This window comes from Paracoccus sp. MKU1, from assembly GCF_001447385.1.
GTDB lineage: Bacteria > Pseudomonadota > Alphaproteobacteria > Rhodobacterales > Rhodobacteraceae > Paracoccus.
Genome location: NZ_LLWQ01000196.1, coordinates 26,512 through 41,430 on the forward strand (window position 1 = coordinate 26,512; position 14,919 = coordinate 41,430).

Sequence of the window (14,919 nt, forward strand, 5' to 3'; positions counted from 1 at the left end):
CATAACAAAAAGGCCGCCGCCTCGAAAGGCGGCGGCCGTTCCTGTCGCTTCGGTGGACTTACGCCTCGACCGCGTGGTTCTTGCGGTTCCAGCGGATCGAGGACCAGAACGAGATGCCGATCAGCGTCGCGCCGCCCAGGCCGGTGATGACCTCGGGGATATGCACCAGCGGCTGCACGAACATGATGACCGACAGCGCGATGATGGCATAGAAGGCGCCATGTTCGAGGAAGCGGTATTCGGCCAGCGTGCCGCGCTCGACCAGCATGATGGTCATCGAGCGCACATACATGGCGCCGATACCCAGACCGATAGCGATGACGAACAGGTTATGGGTCAGCGCAAAGGCACCGATCACGCCGTCGAAGCTGAAGGACGCGTCCAGCACTTCCAGGTAAAGGAAGGCGCCGATGCCGCCCTTGGCGCCGGCCTGCATCGCCTCTTGCGAGCTGTCCAGCAGGCCGCCCAACACCTCGACCAGCAGGAAGGTCAGAAGGCCCCAGATCGCGGAATGGAAGAACACCTGCGAATCGGCGCCTTCGAGGAAGCGCGAGAAGATCAGCACCGTGACCAGCACCACCGCGACCTCGATGCCGCGGACGGTGGCATAGCGCTGCATGCGGCGCTCGAGCCAGCGCACCCAATGCACGTCCTTCTCGTGGTCGAAGAAGAAGCTGAGGCCGACCATCATCAGGAAGGTGCCGCCGAAGGCCGCGATGGGCAGGTGCGCGTCATGCATGATGCGCGAATATTCGTCGGGCTGGCTTGCGGCCAGGACCATCGCCTGCCAGGGGCCGATATTGGCGGCAACGACCACGATGAGCAGCGGAAAGACGATCCGCATGCCGAAGACGGCGATCAGGATGCCCCAGGTCAGGAAGCGGCGCTGCCACTTCGGGGTCATCTCCTTCAGCTTGTTGGCGTTGACGATGGCGTTGTCGAAGGAAAGCGAGATTTCCAGCACCGCCAGCACGGCACAGATGAAAAAGATCGTCAGCGTGCCGCCGACGGTCCCGGTGGTCTGCCATCCCAGCACCGCGCCCAAGGCCAGGCCAAGCACGGTGACGATGAAAGACCACTTGAAATAGTGCAGGGTCGGACGATGGGTTCCATTCGTCGAGCCCCCCGCGGACGGGTTGTTTCCTTGCTGCATGTCAGAACATGTCCAGGCGGCTGGTCAAAGATCGATGCCGACATCACGGACGTGCCGCCACGTCCGCCAGAGGGGCCCGGCCATCAAACTGCGTTCACGAAGACGCGAACGGCCAAAAGATGGCGAATCCGGATCACGATTGCAAGAGCTCCGTATCGCTTGCGGCATTTTCTTGCGCGGACCGGGCCGGCACCAGCGCCGGCAGGGTGATGCGCGCCAGCAGGCCGCGCCCGCCGGCCCCCTCGTCCAGCACCAGCCGGCCGCCGAACAGGCCGGCGATCTCCAGCGCCACCGGCAGGCCCAGGCCCATGCCCGGCCCCGAGGTCTCGCCCCGGGCGAATCGGCTGACGGCGGCGGCGCGCGCCTCGGCCGGGATGCCGGGGCCGTTGTCCTCGACCTCCAGCACCGCGTCGCCGGCCTCGCGCCGGACGCGCACCGTCACCACCGCCGCGCGGCCGGCATGCAAAAGCGCGTTCGAGATCAGGTTGCTCAGCGCCTCGCCCATCAGCAGCGGCTCGGCCCGGACCGTGACCGGCCCCTCGCCCTCGAAGCCCAGGTCGATGCCGGCCTCGGCGGCGGCGGGGATGTGCTCGGCGGTCAGGTCGCGGGCCAGCGCCGCCAGGTCCAGCGGCGCGGCCAGCGCGGCGCCCTCGGCGGTATCGACCCGGGCCAGCAGCAGCAGTTGCGCCAGGATGCGCTCGGCATGGGCGACGGCTGCGTCGCCCTTGGCCGCGGCGGCCTGCGCCTCGGGCAGGGTCGCGGCCCGCGCCGCCAGCGCCAGCTGGGTGCGCACCACGGTCAGCGGCGTGCGCAGCTGGTGCCCGGCATTGCCGGTAAAGTTGCGCATCCCGTCCAGCGCCGCACCCAGCCGCCGCATGAAGCCGTTCACCGTGCCGACCAGCCCGCGCACCTCGGACGGCACCGGCGTCTCGATCGGGCTCAGGTCGTCGGGGCTGCGCGCGGCGATCTCCTCGCTCAGCCGATAAAGCGGGCGCAGGGACAGCGTCACCGCGATCCAGACGATCAGCGCCGCACCGGCGATCATCAGCACCAGCCGCAGGGCCGAGCGCATCAGGATCGCCCGCGTCAGCTCGCGCCGGGCATTGGTGGTCTCGGCCACGGTGACGACGAAGGGCACCTCGTCGATGCCGGTCGAGGCGGCGCGGGCCAGGCTGGCGACCCGCACCGGCTCGCCCCGGAACACGTCATCGGCATAGGCCGGCCCACCGCCCGGCCGCGCCGGCGCCATCGGCAGGTCGCCATAGCCGGTGACGATATGGCCGGGCGGGCCGTCCACGCGATAGAACACCCGGTCCTGCGCGGCGGAGCTCAGCATCTCCAGCGCGCCATAGGGGATTTCGATGGCGATGCGGCCCTGATCGTCCAGCGAGGCGCGCTCGGCGATCACCAGCGCCGAACCGGCCAGCACCCGGTCGGCCAGCGCATTGGCCATGCGCACCGCCTCGCGCCAGGTGTCGATCAGCGCCGCGGTTCCCAGCACCAGCGTTCCCATGAGCAGCCAGCCAAGCAGCCGGCGGCGCAGGGAAAACGGCCGCCGGATCACGGCGCCGCCCGGTCGAGGAAATAGCCGATGCCGCGCGCCGTCCTGACGGTCAGCCCCGCCGGCGCCAGCCGCTTGCGCAGCCGGCTGACATATTGCTCGATGGCATTGGCGGACAGGTCATCCTCCAGCGAGGTCAGCGACTGCACGATCGATTCGCGCGCCACCACCTTGCCGGCGCGCATGATCAGCAGCTCCAGCAGCCCGCGTTCGCGCGCCGGCAGGTCCAGCGGCTGGCCCGCCAGCAGAAAGCTGCGCGCGGTCTGGTCCAGCACCAGATCGCCGAAGCTGACCGTGGAGTTGCGCAAGCCCGCCTGACGGCGCAGCAGCGAGCGGATGCGGGCCTCGAACTCGCCGATGTCGAAGGGCTTCACCATGTAGTCGTCGGCGCCCAGGTCCAGCCCGCGCACCCGCTCCTCGGGCGCGCCGCGCGCGGTCAGGATCATCACCGCCGCCGGGTTGCGCCGCGCCCGCATGGCGCGCAGCACCTCCAGCCCGTCCATCTGCGGCAGGTTCAGGTCCAGGATCACCAGATCGAAACTTTCCGCCGCCGCCAGCGCCTCGGCCGAGGCGCCGTCATGCACCACGTCCACTGCATAGCCCGATTGCCGCAAAAGCGCGGTCAGCCCCTCGGCCAGCGACAGATTGTCCTCGACAAGCAGGATGCGCATGGTTCCCCCCTTCCGCCCGCAGCCTAGCGGGGCGGCGCAGGCTTGTGAACGGGCTGCCGCTTTGGCAAAGTCGCCCATCATGCGCCTGCTCGCCCGCCTCATGCCAGCCATCGCCGCAGCACTTGCGCTGTGGCCGGGCGGGGCATCGGCGCAGGTGACGCTGTTTCCCGCCCCGGCCGGCGACGGGCGTGAGCTGTCGGTCTATTCCTCGCTCGACGACGATCTGGCCGCACCGCTGATCGCCGCCTTCCAAAGCCGTCATCCCGGCGTCGCCGTGCGCTACGAGAACCTGCTGACGACCGAGCTTCACGACCGCATCGTTGCCGAGACGCAGGCGGGCGGCGGCACGGCGGATTTCGCCTTTTCCTCGGCCATGGACTTGCAGGTCAAGCTGGCCAATGACGGCTTCGCCCGGCCGGTCGAGACGCCGGACACCCCCGACTGGCCCGGCTGGGCGAACTGGCGCGACACCGCCTATGCGCTGACCTTCGAGCCGGCGGTCTTTGCCTATCACAAGCCCAGCTTCGCCAGACAGGAACCGCCCGCCACCCGCGCCGACCTGATGCAATGGATGGCCGAGCACCCGGACGAGGCGCAGGGCCGGATCGGCACCTATGACGTGGCGCGCTCGGGCGTGGGCTATCTGTTCCTGGCCCGCGACCAGGAGCTTTATCCCGGCATCTGGTCGGTGGTGCAGGCGATGGGCCAAGCGGGCGTGCAGCAATTCCCGACCTCGGCCGAGCTGCTGGAGCGGATCGCCGACGGACGGCTGGCGGTGGGCTACAACCTGCTCGGCTCCTATGCCGCCGACTGGGCGCGCCGGCATCCCGACGTGGGGGTGATCCTGCCCCGCGACTTTACCGTGGTCGTCTCGCGCGTGGCGCTGGTGCCGGCGGCGGCCCGCCAGCCCGGGCTGGGCGCGGATTTCCTGGCCTTCCTGATGTCGCCCGAGGGGCAGAGCCTGCTGTCGCGCACCCTGCGGCTTTCGGCCGTCAGCCTTGAGGTCGCGGGCCAGCCCGGCCCGGCGGGCGGCATGCAGGACCTGGCGGGGCTGCGGCTGAAACCGGTGCCGGTCAGCCCCGGGCTTCTGGCCTATCTGGACCAGGCGACGCGGGCCAGGCTGCTGGCGCGCTGGAACAAGGCGCTGGCCGGAGAATAATTTTCGCCGCGATGTCAGGTCCATGACAGCTTTCTGTGCTGGAAAGGCACGGGGCCCGCCTGCGTGCGGGCCTGCGGAGGACGCCCGCATTCCGGGAGAGATGCGGGCCAGAGCCAGAAAATACGGATAACGGGACCGGCGCAGATGCGTCCGGCCGATGCGGAGGAAGACCATGAAGCAATTCGTTCTCGCCAGCCTGTTCGCGGCCGCCACGGCCCTGCCGGCCATGGCCGATTACACCATCATCGCCCCGGCCAATCCCGGCGGCGGCTGGGACCAGACCGCGCGCACCATGCAGACCGTGCTGCAAGAGGAAGGCATCTCGAAATCGGTGCAGGTGCAGAACGTGCCCGGCGCCGGCGGCACCATCGGCCTGGCCCAATTCGCCAGCCAGAACAAGGGCAATCCCAGCGCGCTGATCGTCGGCGGCTATGTGATGGTCGGCGCCATCCTGACCAACAATTCGCCCGTCTCGCTCAAGGACGTGACGCCCATCGCGCGGCTGACCGGCGAATACGAGGCGATCGTGGTTCCCGCCGCCTCGCCCATCCAGGACATCGCCGGGCTGATCGAGGCGCTGAAGGCCGATCCCGGCGCGGTCAGCTGGGCGGGCGGCTCGGCCGGCGGCACCGACCATATCGCCGTGGGCCTGATCGCCAAGGCGGCCGGCGTCGATCCGACCAAGATCAACTACATCGCCTATTCCGGCGGCGGCGAGGCGCTGGCGGCGATCCTGGGCAACCAGGTGACGGCCGGCATCTCCTCGCTGGGCGAGTTCGAGGCGCAGATCCAGGCCGGCACGCTGCGCCTGCTGGCCGTGACCGCGCCCGAGCGGCTCGAGGGCGTCGATGCCCCCACCCTGCAAGAGGCCGGTCTGGACGTGGTGCTGGAGAATTGGCGCATGGTCGCCGCCGCGCCGGGCCTGTCGGACGAGCAGAAGGCCCAGGTTACCGCCGATATCGAGAAGATGGCCAAGTCGGAAAACTGGCAAAAACAGCTGTCCGACAAGGGCTGGATGGACACCTATCTGGCCGGTCCCGATTTTGAGGCCCAGCTTGAACAGGACGTGACCTCGACCGAGGCGATCCTCAAGGACATCGGTCTGGTGAAATGAGCGTCAATCGCCATGAACCGCCGCGCCGCCGGGATACGGCGGCGCTGATCATCGCCGCCGGGCTGGTGGTGATCGGCGGCGTGATGCTGTGGGACAGCGCACGCCTTGCCGATCTGGGCGGCTATTCCGGCGTCGGCCCCGCCAGCGTGCCGCGCGTCGTCGGCTTCGCGCTGATGGGCCTTGCGGCCTGGACCGCCATCGAGGCGCTGCGCGGCGATTTCCCCCAACGCGCGCCGCAGAACGCCCCGCCGGTCCTGTGGATCGTGGCGGGTCTGGCGGCGCAGCTGATGCTGCTGCATGTCGCGGGCTTTTCCATCGCGACCGGCATCCTCTTCGCCTTTACCGCGCGGGCCTTCGGCAAGCGCAACCTGGCGATGACCATTCCCATCGGCATCGTCTTCGCCTTCGTGGTCTGGGCGATCTTCTCGCAACTTCTGATGCTGCACCTGCCCGCCGGGCCGCTTGAGCATCTGATCTTTCCGCGGGGCTGAGCGATGAGCGCGTTCGAATTCCTGATGCAGGGGCTCGGCACCGCCGCTGACCCGATGATGCTGCTTTACGCGCTGATCGGCGTGACGCTGGGCACCGCCGTCGGCGTCCTGCCCGGCATCGGCCCGGCGCTGACCGTGGCGCTGCTGCTGCCCGTCACCTACCGGCTGGACCCGGCCGGCTCGCTCATCATGTTCGCCGGCATCTATTACGGCGGCATGTATGGCGGCTCGACCACCTCGATCCTGCTGAACACGCCGGGCGAAAGCGCCTCGATCATCACCGCGCTGGAAGGCAACAAGATGGCCCGCAAGGGGCGCGGCGGACCGGCGCTGGCCACTGCCGCCATCGGCAGCTTCATCGCCGGTCTGATCGCGACGCTGCTGCTGGCCTTCCTGGCGCCCAGCATCGTCAAGCTGGCGCTGGTCTTCGGCCCGCGCGAATATTTCGCGCTGATGGTGCTGGCCTTCGTCACCGTCTCGGCCGCGTTCGGTGATTCGGCGCTGCGCGGGCTGACCTCGCTGTTCCTGGGCCTGGCGCTGGCCTGCGTCGGCATCGACCAGCTCACCGGCCAGGCGCGGCTGTCCTTCGGCGTGCCCGAACTGCTGGACGGAATCGAGGTCACCACCATGGCCGTCGCCATGTTCGCCGTGGGCGAAGCGCTGTTCATCGCCGGCCAGCGCGTGCAGGTCGAGGACGAGGTGACCGCCGTCAAGGGCTCGATCTGGATGAACCGCCGCGACTGGGCGCGGTCGTGGAAGCCCTGGCTGCGCGGCACCTTCATCGGCTTTCCCATCGGCGCCATGCCGGCGGGCGGGGCCGAGATCGGCACCTTCCTGTCCTATGCCACCGAAAAGAAGCTGACCAAGCACCCCGAGGAATTCGGCAACGGCGCCATCGAGGGCGTCGCTGGTCCCGAGGCCGCGAACAACGCCTCGGCCGCCGGCACGCTGGTGCCCTTGCTGACGCTGGGCCTGCCGACCTCGGCCACGGCGGCGATCATGCTGGCCGGTTTCCAGCAGTTCGGTCTGCAACCCGGCCCGCTGCTTTTCGCGACCAACCCGACGCTGGTCTGGGGACTGATCGCCTCGCTGCTGATCGCGAACGCGATGCTGCTGGTGCTGAACCTGCCGCTGATCGGGCTGTGGGTAAAGCTGCTGACGGTGCCGAAACCCTGGCTTTACGCCGGCATCCTGCTGTTCGCGACGCTGGGCACCATCGGCGCCAACCCCTCGGCCTTCGAGCTGGGGATGCTCTTGGCCTTCGGCGTGCTGGGCTATGTGATGCGGCTGTTCGGCTATCCGATCGCGCCCATCGTCGTCGGCCTGATCCTGGGCCCGATGGCCGAGCAACAGCTGCGCCGGGCGCTGTCGATCAGCCAGGGCGACTGGACCACGCTGGTGCAATCGCCCATCGCCGCCGTGCTTCTGGGCATCGCCGCGCTGGCGCTGATCGTGCCGCTGATCCTGCGCGCCCGCGGCAAGGGCGAAGTCCTGAGCCAACTGGCCGGCGAGGAAGACTGACCGAAAGAACCGCCCCGGCCCCGCAAGGGCCGGGGCCTGCCATGTGCTGGCGGCATGGCCGCCTTGCCCTTTTGCCGCGTTGCGGCAAGGCTGCGCAGAGCCCATCTGTCTGTCATCGGAAACGATCTACAGACAGGCAGAAAAATGCACCGCGCTTATCATTCCATCGCCTCGGCCCTCTCGACCCTGCGGGCCGCCATCGCCGTCGCCTCGGCGACAGAAGCGCATCGCCACCCCGCCGCCGCCGACCTCCGCCGCCTGGGCATCGACGCGACGAAATTCAACGCGATCCACCTCTGATCCGCCCGTCGCTCCGGTACTGACCGCACCAGAGCCGGCCCCACCCCGTCCGTCCGCTTGCCTCGCGCCCCTCGCTTGGGGACGCGCGGCAGAGCGGTTCACCACAGATGGCGGCGCAATGCGTCGCCTTCCTGCGAAGGGCTGGCCGTGTCGCTGCGCGTGTCGGCCACGCCGATGTCGCGCAACAGATGCTCCGGCAGATCGGCCAGCGCCTTGCGCGTCGCGGGATGGTCCAGCGCCGCCATGCGGTCGATACAGGGCGATAGGCTGGGCTTATCGCGACGCAGCACACCGAAAAGCAGCCGGGTCAGGCCCGGCAGGAAGGGGCGTTGGCGCTCGCATACGGAATTATTGGACATTTTTGCCCTCCTTTCGGTGATCATGGTTGATCCACGACCCGATCATGCTAGGTTTCCGCGGCAATGACCAACAAAGCCTCGGCAAGCACATATAAGGCAGGCTTATGTCCATTCCTCCGCTCGCCGCCCTGCGCGCCTTCGAGGCGGTGGCGCGGCATCTGAGCTTCACCCGCGCCGCCGAGGAACTGGGCATGACCCAGGCCGCCGTCAGCTATCAGATCCGCCTGCTGGAGGAACGGCTGGCCACGCCGCTATTCCTGCGCAAGCCGCGCGGGATCGTGCTGACCGAGACCGGGGCGCTGTTCGCCCGGCCGACCATCGACGCCTTCGACATGCTGCGCGAGGCCTATGCCGACCCTTCGGCGGATTCGGTCTCGACCCTGTCGATCTCGACCGTGCCGACCTTTGCCGGGGCCTGGCTGTCGCCGCGGCTGGGCAAGTTCCAGATGAACCACCCGAACCTGGCCGTGCGGCTGGAGACCAGCGACAATCTGGTCGATTTCGGGCGCGAAGACATCACCGTCGCCATCCGCGCCGGCGAGGGCGGCTGGCCGGGGGTCGAGGAGCATTGCCTGATGCCCATCGAATACACGCCCATGCTGTCGCCCGAACTGGCGAAAAAGCATGAGCTGCGCGAACCGGCCGACCTGCTGAAGCTGCCGCTGCTGGACCGCGTGGACCCGAACTGGGCGGTCTGGATGCGCGAGGCAGGGGTGGATTTCTGGGAAACCCCGCCCCGGCCGGGGCTGACGCTTTCGACCGACCTGCACGAGGCGCGGGCGGCGCTGGAAGGTTACGGCGTCGCGCTGCTGACGCCACGCTTCTTCCGCTTCGAGCTGGCGACGGGCAGCCTGATCCAGCCCTTTCCGCTGGTGGCGAAGAACGGCCGCAGCTTCTGGCTGGTCTATCCCAAGGGCCGCCGCAACCGTCCCGCGATCCGCAAGTTCCGCGCCTTCCTGCTGGACGAGATCGCCCGCGATCCGGGCTAGGCCGGCTGCCCGCGCGGCATCTCGGGCAGCGGAAAGACCCGGTCATAGACGACGTTGAAGACGAAGTTGTAGACCAGATAAAAGGCCACGATGAACAGGTCCAGAAGCAGCGTCTGCCACAGCGTCATGCCCAGATACCAGGCCATCGGCGGCAAGAGCATGACCAGCAGGCCCAATTCGAACAGCACGGTATGCAGCAGCCGGTGATGCACCGCCTTGTGGACATGCCCCACCCAGCGCCGCATGGCGTGGTCGAAGCCCAGGTTGAAGACAAAGGTCCAGACCGTGGCCAGCGTCGCGGCTCCGATCCCCACCACGCCCATGTCCAGCATCGGCTTGTCGTAAAGCCAGGCGGCTGCCGGAGTGATGATCGCAAGGCCGATGATCTCGAACATCAGCGCATGCCGCACCCGGTCGGGGAAACTGCGCATCGTCATATTCCGAATCTTTCCGTTGTTTCGTGTTGCGCCGTTTCTATCTTGATTCTCCGCAGGGCAAAGTTAGCTTCCATCTGAAAACAAGATGGATCGATGACCGTATCGCTGGACCAGCTGGAAGCTTTCGTCGCCGCCGCGGAACATGGCTCGTTCTCGGCCGCCGGTCGGGCGCTGCGCAAGGCGCAGTCCGCGATCAGCACCCAGGTCTCGAATCTCGAGGACGACCTGGGCGTGATCCTGTTCAGCCGCGAGGGGCGCAATCCCGTGCTGACCCCGGCGGGCGAGCGACTGCTGGCCGAGGCCAAGGTGGTGCTGGACCGCCGCGAGCACCTGATCGGCGTCGCCGCCAGCTTCGAGGCGCATGTCGAGCACCGGCTGGTCGTCGCCATCGACGAGCTTTATCCCGAACAGCCCCTGGGCACGCTGTTCGCCGATTTCGCCGCGAACTTCCCGCATGTCGAACTGGAGCTGCTGTTTCCGATGATGGAGGATGTCAGCCGGCTGGTGCTGGACGGCAAGGCCGATATCGGCGTGATGTGGCGGCAGGAGATCCTGCCGACCGAGATCGCCTTTCACACGCTGGGCTGGGTGCCGCTGAAGCTGGTCTGCGGCAAGGACCACCCGCTGGCCAACACGGTGGTCGATTGGGAGGAGCTCAAGCGCCACCGCCAGCTGATGGTCGCGGTGCGCAGCGAGGGGCCGGAGAAGCAGCGGCTGCGCACGGCGGCCGAGGTCTGGTGGGTCGAAAGCCACTGGGTGATCCTGCAAATGGTCCGGCAGGGCATCGGCTGGGCATTGGTGCCCGACCATATCATCGAGGATTCTCCGGTCCGGGACGATCTGGTGACGCCACCGCTGCAATTCGACGGCGCCGGCTGGCCGGTGGCGCTGGAACTGGTCTGGCACAAGCAGCGGCCCAGCGGCCCGGCCGCGCGCTGGCTGCGCCAACGCTTTGCCGCCATGCGGATCAGCGGCCTGCCGGGCTTAAGCCTGGGCTAGGGCCGCGCCGGGCCGGCAAGCGCCAGCCGGCCGAGCTGGGCCAGGAAGGGCGCCTCGTCCTCGAGGCAGCGCAGGTCCAGCAGGAACTGCCCCTTGTGCACCCGGCCGATCACCGGCAGCGGTAGGGCGCGAAACGCCTGCGCGATGCGCGCGGCCGAGACGGCGCCGGTTTCCGCAAAACCCAACCCCGCGCTTGGCAGCAGGTCCACCGGCTGCGCGCCGCTGCCGATCTGGCTGAGGCAATCGACCACCCGGACCTCGGCCAGACCCGACAGCGCGGCGCGGACCGGCGGGCAAAGCCGCTCGGCCAGGGCGCGGATCTCGTCCTGCGGCCGGGTCAGCAGGCGCAGGGTCGGGATCTCGGCGCGCGCGCGCTCGGGATCGCCATGGCTTTGCAGCGTCTCGGCCAGCGCGGCCAGGATGATCTTGTCCACCCGCAGCGCCCGTTTCAGCGGATTGGCCCGCATCCGGTCCACCAGCGCGCGCGCGCCGGCGATGATGCCGCATTGCGGCCCGCCCAGCAGCTTGTCGCCGCTGAAGGTCACCGCATCGGCACCGTCGCGGATCGCCTGCCGCGCCGTCGGCTCGGGCGGCAGGCCGAAGGCGTCGAGGTCGATCAGCGAGCCGCTGCCCAGGTCGATCAGGAAGGGAATGCCGTGCCGCCGGGCCAGCGCCGCCAGATCGGCCTGCGGCACCTCGGCGGTGAAGCCCTCGATGGCATAATTGCTGGCATGGACCTTCATGAAGGCGGCGGTGTCCTCGTTCACCGCATGGGCGTAATCGCGCAGATGCGTGCGGTTGGTGGTGCCGACCTCGTGCAGGCGACAGCCGGCCCGGGCCATCACGTCGGGCACCCGGAAGGCGCCGCCGATCTCGACCAGCTCCCCGCGCGAGACGACGACCTCGCGCCCCAGGGCCAGGGTGTTGAGCATCAGCATCACCGCGGCGGCGTTGTTGTTCACCACCGTCGCCGCCTCGGCGCCGGTCAGCCGGCAGATCAGCGCCTCGACATGGCTGTCGCGGTCGCCGCGCGTGCCGCCCTCGAGGTCGTATTCCAGGTTCGTGGCGCTGACCATGGCCTGGAAGGCGGCCTCGGCGGCGCGGCGCGACAAGAGCGCGCGGCCCAGATTGGTGTGGTTGACCGTGCCGGTCAGGTTCAGCACCGGCCGCAGCGAGGGCCGGGCCTGCGCCGCCAGCCGCTCGGCGCATTCGGCCAGCACCCCCTCGCCCGCCGCCGCCTCGCCCCGGCCCGCCGCCATGCGCCGGTCCTGCAACAACCGGCGCAGCACTCCGACGACGGTGTCGCGGCCGTGATGCGCGATCAGTTCCCGCGCCTCGGCCTGGCGCAAAAGCTTGTCGATCGAGGGAAGGGCGCTGCGCGGGTCCATGGTTCTTCCGGTCTGGCGGCTCTGGTTGTCGATCAGGTCGGGCTGACGAAACCTGCACGCTCCCCCAGGTTTCGGCCATCGTCGCCGCGGATGATCGGACAGGACGGAACGATGTGCAAGGACCGCCGCAGAAACGCCGACAACCGCGCCGGCGGCACGGACATGCCGCCCGGAGCCGGCAGGCGCGAGGCCTTGACGCCTTCGGGGCGCGCGTAACCGCCCGCTTCCGCCGGCGGCATCGCCCCGGCTCAGTCGTCCACGCCGACCATCACGTCCGAAGCCTTGATTACGGCCGAGGCGCGACCGCCTTCCCGCAGGCCCAGTTCCTCCACCGCCGTATTGGTGATCGAGGCGGTCACGATCGTCCCGCCGATATCGATGCGGACATGGCTGGTGACGGCGCCCTTCACGATCTCCGTAACGGTGCCGGGCAGAACGTTCCTTGCACTCAGTCGCATGGCAGAGCCTCCAAGATATGTTGCACAGGATATATCGCCCGCGGCAAGCGCCCCGGTCAAGCGCCGCGACGGACAGCCGGGCCCCGCCGCGCCGGGCGGGGCGACGCAGGCGATAACGCCGCTGCGGGCCAGCCTCGCGCGCGAGCGGGGCAAGACGGTGATCGTGATGCTGCATGAGGTCAACTTCACCATTCCCACCGCATCGCCGCCATGCGACAGGGCCGTATCCCCGCCGCCGGCCGCCGCGCTTCCGGGTGAGCTTCACGAGATGCGATCGCGGTGCGCGAGATCTACGGGCAACGGATCGCGCTTTTCTACCGCTGACCCCTCGCGCTGCTTTTGCGGACTTCCGGCACAGCGCAAGAGGGCGATGGCAGCGGCGTGGCATAGTCATAATTGATTGGATTATTGTATGCAATCAATATGTTTTGATTTTGCCATGCAATCGGCTATATAATAGCAAAGCGCGGCCCGGAACGGCGCGGCGCGAAGCTCTCTTGAAGGAGAAGACATGGATCCGCAGAACATCCTGGCCCAGGAGACCGGCGCCACCAAGCCCGCGCTGCGGCGCGGCGCCTGCCTGAAATGCCCACGCTGCGGCCAGGGGAAACTGTTCAGGGGCTATCTCAAGGTCGCGGACCGCTGCGGGGCCTGCGGGCTGGACCTGACGCCGCAACGCGCCGATGACGGCCCGGCCTATATCGTCATCCTGGTCGTCGCGCATCTGATCGGCTTTTCGCTGGCGCCGATGTTCGGCCTGCTGGGCGACAGGCCGGCGCTGATCGCGACGATCCTCGGCCTGGCCTCGGTCGCCTTGTCGCTGGCGATGCTGCCGCCGGTCAAGGGCATGTTCGTCGCCTTCCAATGGGTCAGGGCCATGCACGGCTTCGGCCCCGGTCGCGAGGCTGTCCGGCCCTGACCGGGATCAGCCCATCCAGCCGCCGCCCGACAGGGTGTTGGCCAGGAACAGCAGGCCGGCGCGCAGCTCATCGCGCGAGATCGCGCCGCCCAGGCAAATGCGCAGATGCTCGCCCGGCTCGCCGGCCACGGTAAAGGCATCCGAAGGCATCAGCCCGATATGGCGCCCCGACATCCGGCCCATCAGCTCGGCGCGGCCGGCGCCGGCGGGCAGTTTCAGCCAGATGTTGAAGGCATGGGGCTGGGCCTCGAAGGCGAAGCCGCCAAGGACCGAGGCGGCGACCTGCTGGCGCGCCTCGGTTTCCAGCCGCAGGGCATGGCGGATGCGGTCGGCGGTACCGTCCTCGATCCAGCGCGTTGCCAGCGCCATGCAAAGCGGCGAGGGCATGACCGAGATCGCCCGCAGCGCCTGCGCCAGCGCGAAGCTCCCGCGTGCATCCGGGGTCACGCAATAGGCCAGCCGCAGCCCGGCGCCGATGCATTTCGCCAGCCCGCCGATATGCCAGGCCTGCTCCGGCGCAAGCGCCGCAAGCGGGGTGGGCGGCGAGGGCGGGACGAAGCCATAGGCGTCGTCCTCGACCAGCGGCAGGCCGCGGCGGGTGACGATCTCGGCGATCTCCAGCCGCCGCCATTCCGGCATGGTCCGCGTCGTCGGATTGTGCAGCGTGGGATTCAGATACAGCGCCTTGGGCGCATGCTCGCGGATCGCCACCTCGAGCAATTCGGGAATGATGCCGGCCTCGTCCATCTCGATCCCGACCAGGCGCAGGTCCAGCCGCGCAGCGATGGCGCGCAGACCGGGATAGGTAAGCCGCTCGCACAGCACGGTATCGCCGCCATGCGCCAGGGTGGACAGGATCGCGGTGATCGTCGCATGCGCGCCCGGGGTGACGGCGATCCGCTCCAGCCCCGGCGCCAGGCCGCGCTGGGTCAGCCAGGCCGATGCCGCCGCCTTGTCCTGCTCGCCGCCCGTGGCCGATTGATAGCGCAGCAGCGGCACCAGATTGGCCGAGACCGCCTGCAACCCCTCGCGCATCTGGCCGAGCAGTTCGGGATCGCGCAGGTCGGGCGGCATGTTCATCGACAGATCCGCCTCGCGCATGCGGCGGGGATCGGCGCTTTCGGCGGCGCGCGCAGTGCCGCGGATGAAGGTGCCGCGGCCGACATGGCTGTCCACGAGGCGCCGGGCATGCGCCTCGGTATAGGCGCGGCTGACGGTGGTGAAGTCGATGCCCAGCCGCTCGGCCAGCTTGCGTTGCGGCGGCAGGCGGTCGCCCGCCTTCAGTTCGCCGGCACGGATGCCGGCCTCGATCGCATCCGCGATTTGCAGGTAGCGGGGCCTGCCATCCGAGGCGAGAACGGGGGTCCAGAGGATCATGGGTCCGGCTGCGGGAAATATTG

General features: G+C 68.8%; 16 protein-coding genes. 8 read left to right on the plus strand and 8 right to left on the minus strand.

Annotated elements, in window-relative coordinates; genetic code table 11:
- Positions 1–58: 58 nt before the first annotated feature.
- From AQY21_RS18115 to AQY21_RS18125, 3 genes are all read right to left on the minus strand, one after another.
- Positions 59–1,153: a DUF475 domain-containing protein gene (locus AQY21_RS18115; protein WP_058099015.1), complete on the minus strand. Its 1,095-nt coding sequence runs from the start codon at positions 1,151–1,153 to the stop codon at positions 59–61.
- A gap of 133 nt (positions 1,154–1,286) precedes the next feature.
- Entirely contained in the window at positions 1,287–2,717 is a 1,431-nt protein-coding gene (locus AQY21_RS18120; RefSeq protein ID WP_058099016.1) for a sensor histidine kinase, read from the minus strand.
- Positions 2,714–3,385, minus strand: a complete 672-nt coding sequence (locus AQY21_RS18125; protein ID WP_058099017.1) for a response regulator transcription factor — start codon at positions 3,383–3,385, stop codon at positions 2,714–2,716. The genes AQY21_RS18120 and AQY21_RS18125 overlap by 4 nt, the downstream gene beginning before the upstream one ends.
- Positions 3,386–3,464: 79 nt before the next feature.
- Here AQY21_RS18125 and AQY21_RS18130 point away from each other — a divergent pair, with 79 nt between their 5' ends.
- The 5 genes from AQY21_RS18130 (at position 3,465) to AQY21_RS29390 (ending at position 7,970) form a co-directional block, all read left to right on the plus strand.
- Complete coding sequence (locus AQY21_RS18130; protein WP_238986822.1) at positions 3,465–4,544, plus strand: ABC transporter substrate-binding protein; 1,080 nt, start codon at positions 3,465–3,467, stop codon at positions 4,542–4,544.
- 172 nt (positions 4,545–4,716) lie between these two features.
- Positions 4,717–5,658: a tripartite tricarboxylate transporter substrate binding protein gene (locus AQY21_RS18135; RefSeq protein WP_058099019.1), complete on the plus strand. Its 942-nt coding sequence runs from the start codon at positions 4,717–4,719 to the stop codon at positions 5,656–5,658.
- On the plus strand, positions 5,655–6,149 hold the full coding sequence (locus AQY21_RS18140) for a tripartite tricarboxylate transporter TctB family protein (RefSeq protein ID WP_058099020.1): 495 nt from the start codon (positions 5,655–5,657) through the stop codon (positions 6,147–6,149). Before AQY21_RS18135 ends, AQY21_RS18140 begins: the two co-directional genes overlap by 4 nt.
- Positions 6,150–6,152: 3 nt before the next feature.
- Positions 6,153–7,670: a tripartite tricarboxylate transporter permease gene (locus AQY21_RS18145; RefSeq protein WP_058099021.1), complete on the plus strand. Its 1,518-nt coding sequence runs from the start codon at positions 6,153–6,155 to the stop codon at positions 7,668–7,670.
- A gap of 144 nt (positions 7,671–7,814) precedes the next feature.
- Complete coding sequence (locus tag AQY21_RS29390) at positions 7,815–7,970, plus strand: hypothetical protein (RefSeq protein ID WP_203416558.1); 156 nt, start codon at positions 7,815–7,817, stop codon at positions 7,968–7,970.
- A gap of 98 nt (positions 7,971–8,068) precedes the next feature.
- On the opposite strand, the gene AQY21_RS18150 is transcribed toward AQY21_RS29390, so the two are convergent.
- On the minus strand, positions 8,069–8,329 hold the full coding sequence (locus AQY21_RS18150) for a DUF1127 domain-containing protein (RefSeq protein ID WP_058099022.1): 261 nt from the start codon (positions 8,327–8,329) through the stop codon (positions 8,069–8,071).
- 104 nt (positions 8,330–8,433) lie between these two features.
- On the opposite strand from AQY21_RS18150, the gene AQY21_RS18155 reads away from it, so the two are divergent.
- Positions 8,434–9,318, plus strand: a complete 885-nt coding sequence (locus AQY21_RS18155; protein ID WP_058099023.1) for a LysR substrate-binding domain-containing protein — start codon at positions 8,434–8,436, stop codon at positions 9,316–9,318.
- Here the strand turns inward: AQY21_RS18155 and AQY21_RS18160 are convergent.
- Positions 9,315–9,755, minus strand: coding sequence for a PACE efflux transporter (locus tag AQY21_RS18160; RefSeq protein ID WP_058099024.1), 441 nt, complete (start codon positions 9,753–9,755; stop codon positions 9,315–9,317). The two genes, AQY21_RS18155 and AQY21_RS18160, sit on opposite strands and share 4 nt — an antisense overlap.
- 93 nt (positions 9,756–9,848) lie before the next feature.
- On the opposite strand from AQY21_RS18160, the gene AQY21_RS18165 reads away from it, so the two are divergent.
- Positions 9,849–10,754 carry a LysR family transcriptional regulator gene (locus AQY21_RS18165; RefSeq protein WP_058099025.1) on the plus strand — a complete coding sequence of 302 codons (906 nt, stop codon included), beginning with the start codon at positions 9,849–9,851 and terminating at the stop codon, positions 10,752–10,754.
- On the opposite strand, the gene selA is transcribed toward AQY21_RS18165, so the two are convergent.
- Positions 10,751–12,142, minus strand: coding sequence for an L-seryl-tRNA(Sec) selenium transferase (gene selA / locus AQY21_RS18170; protein WP_058099026.1), 1,392 nt, complete (start codon positions 12,140–12,142; stop codon positions 10,751–10,753). The two genes, AQY21_RS18165 and selA, sit on opposite strands and share 4 nt — an antisense overlap.
- 248 nt (positions 12,143–12,390) lie before the next feature.
- Complete coding sequence (locus tag AQY21_RS18180) at positions 12,391–12,600, minus strand: molybdopterin-binding protein (protein WP_058099028.1); 210 nt, start codon at positions 12,598–12,600, stop codon at positions 12,391–12,393.
- 511 nt (positions 12,601–13,111) lie between these two features.
- Here AQY21_RS18180 and AQY21_RS18185 point away from each other — a divergent pair.
- Entirely contained in the window at positions 13,112–13,519 is a 408-nt protein-coding gene (locus AQY21_RS18185) for a DUF983 domain-containing protein (protein ID WP_058099029.1), read from the plus strand.
- Between the two features lie 6 nt (positions 13,520–13,525).
- Here the strand turns inward: AQY21_RS18185 and AQY21_RS18190 are convergent, their stop codons facing one another.
- Positions 13,526–14,896, minus strand: coding sequence for a PLP-dependent aminotransferase family protein (locus AQY21_RS18190; RefSeq protein WP_058099030.1), 1,371 nt, complete (start codon positions 14,894–14,896; stop codon positions 13,526–13,528).
- Between the last annotated feature and the right edge of the window lie 23 nt (positions 14,897–14,919).